Consider the following 10,257-nt stretch of genomic DNA (forward strand, 5'->3'; position numbering starts at 1 on the left):
GTCGTCACCAGTTCTCAGGTCCCGTGGCCGCGCCGTCAGGAAATGCCGAGGTCGTTCTCGATGAAGTCGAAGATCTCGTCCGCGCCGGCGGACTGGATCCGGTCGCTGACGTCGTCCCCGCCGGCGGCGGGGGCGACAGCGGCGGAGGAGCCGGTGAAACCAGTGAGGAGCGACTGCAGCCGGGCGCCGATGCGGTCGCGCCGGACGTCGTCCTTCGCCAGCGCGGCCAGGGCCGCTTCCAGGGAGTCGAGCCCGGCGAGGACGGTTTCGGCGCCTTCGGCGTCGTCCGAGAGCCGGCCGCGCAGATACCCGGCGAGCGCGGTGGCGCTCGGCTGGTCGAACAGCAGGGTGGCGGGCAGGGCGAGGCCGGTGGCGGCGCCGATCCGGTTGCGCAGCTCGACCGCCATCAGCGAGTCGAAGCCCAGGGCGTTGAACGCCACGGCGGCGCCCACCCGGTCGGTGCCGGTGTGGCCGAGGACGGCGGCGGCCTCGGTCCGCACCAGCGTGGTCAGGGTGCGTTCGCGTTCGGCCGCGGACTGTCCGGTGAGCCGTTCGCGCAGGGCCTGCGGGGCGCCGGTGGCGCTCTGCGGGCGGCGGGCCTGCAGGTCGCGGACCTCGGGGAGGCCGGCGAGCAGGGGGCTCGGCCGGGAGGTGGTGAAGCCGGGCGCGAAGCGTGCCCAGTCGATGTCGGCGACGGCGAGGACGGCGTCGGTGCGTGCGACGGCCCGGCCGAGGGCGTCGCACGCCCGCTCGGGGTCGAGCGGGTCGATGCCGCCGCGCCGCATGCGGTTCTCGCCGTCGGCGTCGGCGGTGGCCATGCCGCCGCCGGCCCACGGCCCCCACGCCAGTGACGTGGCGGGCAGCCCGGCGGCTCTGCGCCGCTCCGCCAGAGCGTCCAGACTGGCGTTGGCCGCCGCGTAGTTGGCCTGGCCGATGGTGCCGAGGGTGCCGGAGATCGACGAGTACAGGACGAACGCGGTGAGTTCGCGCCCGCGCGTCAGTTCGTCGAGATGGCGCGCGGCGGCCAGCTTGGGCCGCAGGACGCGGTCCAGGGCTGCGGGGTCCATGCCGTCGAGGAGCCGGTCGTCGAGCACGCCCGCGGTGTGCACGACGGCGTCGACGGGGTGTTCGGCGAGGAGCGCGGCGAGCGCGTCGCGGTCGGCGGTGTCGCAGGCGGCCAGGACCAGTTCGGTGCCGGTGTCGGCGAGCGCGTGCTTGAGGTGGGAGGCCCCGTCGGAACCCGGGCCGGACCGGCTGACGGCCACGATGCGGCCGGCGCCCTGCGCGGCGAGCCAGACGGCTGTGCGCAGACCGAGCGCCCCGGTGGCCCCGGTGAGCAGGACGGTGCCGGACCAGTCGGGCGCGGACGCCGTGGGCGGGCCGGCCGGAACGTGTTCGAGGCGGCGCACGAACGTGCCGGCGGGCCGCACGGCGATCTGGTCCTCGCCTGCCCGGTCGGCCAGCGCCGCGGCCAGCCGGCGGGCCACGTCGCTCGCGACGGCGGCGTCGGTGCCCGCGGGCAGGTCCACCAGACCGCCCCAGAGCTGCGGGTGTTCGAGGGCGGCGGTGCGGCCCAGCCCCCACACGGCGGCCTGTTCGGGGACGACGGACGCCTCCGTCCCGAGGACGCCGGCGGCGCCCGCGGTGAGCGCCCACAGGCGCACCGCGTCGGTGCCCGCGGCCCCGTCCGCGAGGGCCTGGACGAGGGCGGTGGTCGCGGCGAGACCGGCCGGGACGGCTTCGAGTCCGGGCAGGGCGGCGGTGTCGGCGGCGAGCAGCGACAGCACGCCCGTCCAGGGCCCGTCGCCGTCCTGGCGCAGGGACCCGAGGGCGGTGGCCAGGGCCGTGCGGTCTGCGGTGGCGCAGTCGACGGGCAGGAGGCGGACGTGGGCGCCGTGCGCGGTGAGCGCGTCCGCGACGGAGGTCGCCCAGGCTCCGCCGTCGAGCCGGTCGGGGACGGCGACGACCCAGGTGCCGGCGGGCGTGGCCGCGTTCTCCGTGGTGGGCCGCCACACGACACGGTGCTCCCAGCCCTGGATCTCCGCCTGGCGGCGGTCCTCGCCGCGCCAGGCGGCGAGGGCGGGCAGGACGGCGCTGAGCGGGGCGTCGGGGTCGACCGCGAGGCGCTCGGCGAGGGCCGGGGCGTCCGTCGCCTCGACGAGTCTCCAGAACGCGGCCTCCTGGCCGGCCGCGGCGGGAGCCGGCGCGGACGCCTCCAGCCAGAAGCGCTCGCGCTGGAAGGCGTACGTCGGCAGGGGCACGGGCCGGGCCGCGGCGTCGGCCGGCGGCGCCGGGACGTCGCCGAGCCCGTGTACGTGCAGGGTGGCGGCGGCGAGCAGGGCGCAGCGGCCCTCGCTCGTGTCGCGGCGCACCAGGGGTACGGCGGTCACCGCAGCGGAGGCGCTGAGGCCGCCTCGGACCAGGGTGGTGAGGGTGGCGTCGGGGCCGAGTTCGAGCGTGAGCGTGACGCCGTTCGCCTCCAGGGTGCGGACGGTGTCGCCGAAGCGGACGGCCCGGCGGACGTGGCGCACCCAGTAGTCGGGGGTGGTCAGGTCGTCGCCGGCCGCGAGGTCGCCGGTCACGTTGGACACGACGGGGACGGTGGGCGGGTGGAAGCGGACGCGGGCGGCGACGGCGCGGAACTCGTCGAGCATGGGGTCCATCAGCGGCGAGTGGAAGGCGTGGCTGACCCGCAGGCGCCGGGTCTTGCGGCCGCGGGCCGCGAACTCGGCGGTGATCGCCTCCACGTCCTGGGCGTGACCGGAGACGACGACGGAGACCGGTCCGTTGACCGCGGCGACGGCGACGCGGTCGGCCCGGTCCTCCAGCAGGGGCAGCACCTCGTCCTCGGTCGCCTCCAGGGCGGCCATGGCGCCGCCCTCGGCGAGGCTCTGCATGAGCCTGCCCCGGGCCGCGACCAGGGCGCAGGCGTCGGCCAGGTCGATGACTCCGCTGACGTGGGCCGCGGTGAGTTCGCCGATGGAGTGCCCCGCGAGCACGTCGGGCAGCACACCCCAGGACCGGACGAGGGCGTGGGCCGCGGTGCCGTACGCGAAGAGGGCGGCCTGCGTGTAGGCGGTGCGGTCCAGCAGGGCGGCCTCGGCGCTGTCCGGGTCGGCGAAGACGACGTCGCGCAGCGGCGGTCCGTCGAGATGGAGGTCGAGTCCGGCGCACACCTCGTCGAAGGTGCGCGCGTAGACGGGGTGTGCGTTGTACAGGTCGCGGCCCATGCCGGGGCGCTGGGCGCCCTGTCCGCTGAACAGGACGGCGAGCCGTGCGCCGCCGGCGGCGCCCGTCGCGGTACGGGCGTCCGGCTCGCCGGCGGCGACGGCGGCGAGCCCGGCCAGGAGTTCCGCACGGTCCGCGGCGACGACAGCCGCGCGGTGGGCGTGCGGATGGCGGGCGACGGCGAGGGTACGGGCGAGGTCACGGGGGTCGACGTCGTGGTGCAGCAGGTGGGTGTGCAGCCGGGAGGCCTGGGCGCGCAGCGCGTCCGGGGTGTGCCCGGAGAGGGCGTGCACCCGGGGCGCGGTGGCGGGCGCCGCCCGTTCGGCGACGGGCGGGGCGGCGGGCGGCTCCTCCAGGACGACGTGGGCGTTGCTGCCGCTGATCCCGAACGAGGACACGCCCGCGCGGCGCGGCCGGTCGGGGCGGGCCGGCCAGGGGCGGGCCTCGGTGAGCAGCTCGATGGCGCCGCTGGACCAGTCGATGTGCGGGGAGGGCTCGTCGACGTGCAGGGTGCGCGGCAGTTCGCCGTGGCGCATGGCCATGACCATCTTGATGACGCCGGCGGCGCCGGCGGCGGCCTGGGTGTGACCGAAGTTGGACTTCGCGGATCCCAGCAGCAGGGGTTGCGCGTCGCGGTCGCGGCCGTAGGTCGCGAACAGCGCCTGGGCCTCGATGGGGTCGCCGAGGGTGGTTCCGGTGCCGTGCGCCTCGACGGCGTCGACGTCGGACGGGGCGAGCCCTGCCGAGGCCAGCGCCTGTCGGATGACGCGCTCCTGAGAGGGGCCGTTGGGGGCGGTCAGGCCGTTGGACGCGCCGTCCTGGTTGGTGGCGGAGCCGCGGATCACGGCCAGGACGGGGTGGCCTTCGCGGCGGGCGTCGGAGAGGCGTTCCAGCAGGAGCATGCCGACGCCCTCGGAGAAGCTGGTGCCGTCGGCGCCGGCGGCGAAGGCCTTGCAGCGGCCGTCGGCCGCCAGCCCGTTCTGGGCCGTGAACTCGGTGTAGGTGCCGGGGGTGGCCATGACCGTGACCCCGCCGGCCAGGGCCATCGAGCACTCGCCCTGGCGCAGGGCGTGGGCGGCGAGGTGCAGGGCGACCAGTGCGGACGAGCAGGCGGTGTCGACCGTCATGGTCGGCCCCTCCAGGCCGAAGGTGTAGGCGACCCGGCCGGAGATGACGCTGCCGGACACGCCGAGTCCGATGTAGCCCTCCATGCCTTCGGGGATGTCGGCCAGGCCGGAGGCGTAGCCGGAGCCCATCGCGCCGACGTAGACGCCGGTGCCGCTGCCGCGCAGGGACAGGGGATCGATCCCGGCGCGTTCGAAGACCTCCCAGGACGTCTCCAGCAGCAGCCGCTGCTGGGGGTCCATGGCGAGCGCCTCGCGGGGTGCGATGCCGAAGAGGGAGGCGTCGAAGTGCGTGGCGCCGTAGAGGAATCCGGCCTCCAGGCCGGGCAGGCGGTCCAGGTCCCAGCCGCGGTCGGTGGGGAACGCGCCGATGGCGTCGCCGCCCTCGGAGACGAAACGCCACAGGTCCTCGGGGGAGGTGACCCCGCCGGGGTACTGGCAGGCCATGGCGACGACGACGACCGGGTCGTCCTCCTCGGCTGCACGCCTGGTGGTGGCGAACTCCTCGGTGACGCCCGCGAGTTCGCGCAGGAGGTGGCGGGCGAGCGCGGTGGGGCGGGGGTGGTCGAAGACGAGCGTGGCCGGCAGCCGCAGTCCGGTCTCGGCGTTGAGGCGGTTGCGCAGGTCGACGGAGCTGAGGGAGTCGAAGCCGAGGTCCTTGAAGGACTGTTCGCCGTCGACGGCGCCGGCCGAGCCGTGGCCGAGGGCGACGGCGGCGTGGCGGCGGACCAACTCGAGCAGGTGGCGCTCCTGTTCGGGTACGGACAGGCCGGACAGGAGGCGGCTCAGCGCGGAGGAGTCCGTGTCCGCGGCGCGGGCGGTCCGCCGGGCCGGGGCGGCCGGGACAAGGCCGTGCAGGAGGGCGGGCAGCCGTCCGGCCGAGGCGGCGGCGCGCAGCGCGGCGGGGTCGGTGCGCAGCGGTGCGAGCAGCGGCTCGCCGGCGGCGAGAGCCTCGTCGAGCATGCGCAGGGCCCGGTCCGGGTCCAGGGCGGGCAGTCCGGAGGCCGCGATGCGGCGCTGGCCGTCCTCGCCGAGCCCGCCGGTCATGCCGCTGTCGTGGTCCCACAGCGTCCATGCCAGCGAGGTGGCGGGCAGACCGGCGGCGCGGCGGTGGTGGGCCAGGGCGTCCAGGACGGTGTTGGCGGCGGCGTAGTTGGCCTGTCCGGCGCCGCCCAGCAGGCCGGAGGCCGAGGAGAACAGGACGAAGGCGGTGAGATCGGCGTCCCGGGTCGCCTCGTGCAGGGTGAGCGCGGTGTCCGCCTTCGCCCGCAGCACGGTGGCGAGCCGGTCGGGGGTGAGCGAGCCGAACACGCCGTCGTCGAGGACGCCCGCGGTGTGCACCACGGCGCGCAGCGGCCGCTGTGCGGGCAGCGTGCCGAGGAGGTCGGCCAGGGCTCCCGGGTCGGCTGCGTCGCAGGCCTCGACGCGTACGACCGCGCCGTGGGCGGTGAGTTCGTCCTTCAGCTCGCGGGCGCCCGGGGCTTCGGCGCCCCTTCGGGAGGTCAGCACCAGGGAGCGGACGCCGTGAGCGACGACCAGGTGGCGGGCGACCAGCGCGCCGAGCGCGCCGGTGCCGCCGGTGACGAGGACCGTGCCCTCGGCGTCCCAGACGGGTGCCCGTTCGGCTGCCGGGATTCGGGTGAGCGCGGGGGTGAGCAGCGTGCCGTCGCGCAGGGCGAACTGGGTCGCCCCGGTGCCGACGGCGGCCGCGAGGGCCGCTCGGGAGGCGGCGGTGTCGTCGACGTCGGCGACGACGACGCGTCCCGGGTTCTCGGTCTGGGCCGAGCGGACCAGACCCCAGACGGCGGCCGCGGACAGGTCGGTGACGTCCTCGCCGTCGACCGCGCCGACGGCGCCGCGCGTGACGATCACGATGGGGGCGCTGTCGGTGCGCGGATCGGCCAGCAGCGTCTGCAGGCGGGTCAGGACGCGGCCGGCGATGCCGGCCGGGGTCTCGTCGGGAGCGGAGACGCACGGCAGGAACACGCACGAGGGGGCGTCGTCGGCGCCGAGCACGGGCCAGGCGGGGACCAGGCCGGCCGGGTCGTCGCCGGCGAGCCGCAGGCCGTCGGCGACCGCGGCGTCGGCGTTCGCGGCGTCGGCGTTCGCGGTGCCCGCGATCGCGGCGTCGGGCCGAGCGCTGTCGCTCCAGCGCACCGCGTACAGGGCGCCGTCGGCGGGCCGGGAGGCGTGCGGGGCGGCCGGGGAGATCGGGCGGCTGACGAGGGAGCCGACGGTGGCCACGGGGCGTCCCGTGCCGTCGGCGAGGTGCAGGCTCACGGCGCCGGAAGGACCGCGCTCCAGGCGGACCCGGAGCCCGGTTGCGCCGACGGCGTGCAGCGTGACGCCGCTGAACGCGAACGGCAGGCCCACGCCCCGGCCTCCGCCGTCGCCCTCGCCCTCGTCGCCGGAGCCGGCGAGCTGGGCGTGCAGGGCGGCGTCGAGGAGCGCCGGGTGGAGGCCGAAGCGAGCGGCGTCGCGGTGCTGGTCCTCCGGGAGGGTCACCTCGGCGTACCAGACGTCGCCGGACCGCCACGCGGCCCGCAGGCCCTGGAAGGCGGGGCCGTACTGGTAGCCCCGGACGGCGAGGGCGTCGTAGAAGCCGTCCAGGGGGACGCTGCGGGCGTCCGCGGGAGGCCAGGCGACGGGCTCTGCCTCGGGCACGGCGGGCGCCGGTGCGAGGACGGCGGTGGCGTGCCGGGTCCAGGGGCCGTCGTCGTCGGCGTCGGCCCGGGAGTGCACGGCGACCGGCCTGCGGCCGTCCGCGTCGGGGGCGCCGACGGCGATCTGCAGCTGGACGCCGGAGGTGTCCGGGAGCGCGAGCGGCGCTTCGAGCGTGAGGTCGTCGAGGAGACCGCAGCCGACCTCGTCGCCGGCGCGCAGCACGAGTTCGACGAACGCGGCGCCCGGCAGCAGGACCGTGCCGGACACGGTGTGTTCGGCGAGCCAGGGCTGGGCGCGGGTGGACAGCCGTCCGGTGAGCAGGACCCGGTCGTCGTCGGCGACGCGGACGACGGCCCCGAGCAGCGGGTGGCCGGCGCCGACGAGCCCGGCGCCGGTGACGTCGCCGGTGCCGAGGGAGGGGCGCAGCCAGTAGCGGTCCCCCGTGAACGCGTAGGTGGGCAGGTCGACCCGCGGGCCGGCCGGGTCGCTGCCGAGCAGGGCCCCCGTCTCGACGGAGGCGCCGTGGACGTGGACGGCGGCGACGGCGGCGAGCAGGGTGCGGGGCTCGGGGCGGTCCTTGCGCAGCACGGGCACGCACACGCGGTCGGCGGCGTCGTCGGGCAGACCGGTCCGGGCGAGGGCGCTGAGGGTGGCGTCGGGGCCGAGCTCCACGTAACGGGTGACGCCGTGGGCGGCGAGCCAGCCGACGCCGTCGGTGAAGCGGACGGTGTGGCGCAGGTGGCGCACCCAGTAGTCGGCCGACGCGAGTTCCCCGGCCGTGGCGGGACGTCCGGTGAGGTTGGAGACGACGGTCAGGCGCGGGGTGTGCGCGGTGACGCTTTCGGCGACGGCCCGGAAGTCGTCCAGGACGGCGTCCATGCGTGCCGAGTGGAAGGCGTGCGAGACCCGCAGCCCGCGGGTGGTGCGACCGCGTGCCGCGAGTGCGGACGCGACGGCTTCGACGGCGCTCTCGTCGCCGGAGATCACGGTGGCGCGCGGTCCGTTGACGGCGGCGACCGAGACGGCGTCGCCGTGTGCGGCGAGCAGTGCGGTCACCTCGTCCTCGGCGGCCTCCACGGAGACCATGGCGCCCCCGCGCGGCAGGGCCTGCATCAGCCGCCCGCGGGCGGCGACGAGCCGGCAGGCGTCGGGCAGCGACCACACGCCGGCGACGTGTGCGGCGGAGAGTTCGCCCAGGGAGTGCCCGAGGACGTACTTGGGCGTGACGCCCCATGATTCCAGCAGGCGGTAGAGGGCGACCTCGACGGCGAACAGGGCGGGCTGGGCGAGGCCGGTCTCGCGCAGCGCCTCGTCGTCCGGGGCGCTCTCGAGGACGGCTTTCCCGAGGCTCAGGCCCAGTTCGGGGTCGAGATGGGCGCAGATCTCGTCGAAGGCGGCGGCGAAGGCGGGGAACGCGCCGTACAGTTCGCGGCCCATGCCGGGCCGCTGGGCGCCCTGGCCGGAGAAGAGGAACGCGGTCGCGCCGCGCAGCGTGCGGCCCGTCACGACGTCCGGATGCGCCTCCCCGGCGGCGAGGGCGCGCAGGGCTTCGCGGGCGCCGGCCGTGTCCTCGGCGAGGACGACGGCCCGGTGCTCGAAGGCCTGCCGCGTCCCGGCGAGTGCGCGGGCGGTGGCGTGCGGGTCGTCGGCGGGGTGGGCGTCGGTGTGCTCGAGGAGGCGGGCGGCCTGGGCGCGCAGCGCTTCGGCGCCGCGCGCGGACAGCAGCCAGGGCACGAGCGGCAGCCGCACGGCGGTCGTGGGGGCCGGACCCGTGTCCTCGCTCGCCTCGCCCCCTGATGTTCCCTCGGCTGTTCCCTCGGTTGTTCCCTCGGCCTTCTCGGTCTCGCCGGGCGCGGCCTCCAGGACGACATGGGCGTTGGTGCCGCTGATCCCGAAGGACGAGACGGCGGCGCGGCGGGGACGTCCCTCGGTGAGCGGCCAGTCGGTGGCCTCGGTGAGCAGCCGGACGTGACCGGCGTCCCAGTCGACGTGCGTGGACGGCTGGTCCACGTGCAGCGTGCGCGGCAGCCGTCCGTGCCGCAGGGCCATGACCGTCTTGATGACGCCTGCGACGCCGGCCGCCGCCTGGGTGTGGCCGAGGTTCGACTTCAGCGAACCCAGGTGCAGCGGATGTGCGGCGTCCTTGGCGCGGCCGTAGGTGGCCAGCAGGGCCTGGGCCTCGATGGGGTCGCCGAGGGTGGTGCCCGTGCCGTGCGCCTCGACGGCGTCGACGTCCGCGGCGGTGATCCCGGCGTTGGCGAGGGCCTGCTCGATGACGCGCTGCTGGGCGGGCCCGTTGGGCGCGGTCAGACCGTTGGAGGCGCCGTCGGAGTTCACGGCGGAGCCGCGGACCACGGCCAGCACCGGGTGTCCGTTGCGGCGGGCGTCTGAGAGACGTTCCACCAGCAGCAGGCCCACGCCCTCGGACCAGCCGGTGCCGTCGGCGGCGTCGGCGAAGGCCTTGCAGCGGCCGTCGGGGGCGAGGCCGCGCTGCCTGCTGAACTCGAACAGCAGGCCGGGGGTGGCCATCACGGCGACGCCGCCGGCCATGGCGAGGTCGCACTCGCCGGCCCGCAGGGCCTGCACCGCCCAGTGCAGGGCGACCAGGGAGGAGGAGCAGGCGGTGTCGACGGTGACGGCCGGCCCTTCCAGGCCCAGGACGTAGGAGATACGGCCGGAGGCGACCGAGGTGGCGTTCCCGGCGAGCATCAGTCCGTGCACGTCCTCGGGCACCTCGACCGGGCCCTGACCGTAACCGGAGGTCGCGGCGCCCACGAACACGCCGGTGGAGCTGCCGCGCAGGGTCCGGGGACGGATTCCGGCACGCTCCAGCAGCTCCCAGGACGCCTCCAGCAGGATCCGCTGCTGTGGGTCGGTGGCGAGGGCCTCGCGCGGGCTCATGCCGAAGAAGGCGGCGTCGAAGGAGGCGGCGTCGCGCAGGAAGCCGCCCTCACGGGTGGAGAACGTGCCGGGCCGGTCGGGGTCCGGGTCGTAACGGTCCGCGATGTCCCAGCCCCGGTCCTCCGGCAGTGGGCCGATGGCGTCCCGGCCCTCGTCGACGAGCCGCCACAGGTCCTCCGGCGAACGGACGTCGCCGGGGAAGCGGCAGCTCATCGCGACGACGGCGATCGGCTCCCGGCTGCGGTCCTCGACCTCGCGCAGCCTGCGGCGGGTCTGCCGGAGTTCACCCGTGACCCGCTTGAGGTATTCAACGTACTTGTCGTCGTCAGCCACGAAAGTC

The 10,257-nt window shown here is 76.4% G+C and carries 1 protein-coding gene; it reads right to left on the minus strand.

The annotated features are described in order from the left end of the window. Nucleotides 1-35 precede the first annotated feature (35 nt). Nucleotides 36-10,250, minus strand: a complete 10,215-nt coding sequence (locus ACH4ZA_RS35720; RefSeq protein ID WP_398433308.1) for a type I polyketide synthase — start codon at nt 10,248-10,250, stop codon at nt 36-38. Between the last annotated feature and the right edge of the window lie 7 nt (nt 10,251-10,257).

Source organism: Streptomyces sp. NPDC020597, assembly GCF_044335095.1.
In the GTDB taxonomy this organism is placed as follows: Bacteria; Actinomycetota; Actinomycetes; order Streptomycetales; family Streptomycetaceae; genus Streptomyces.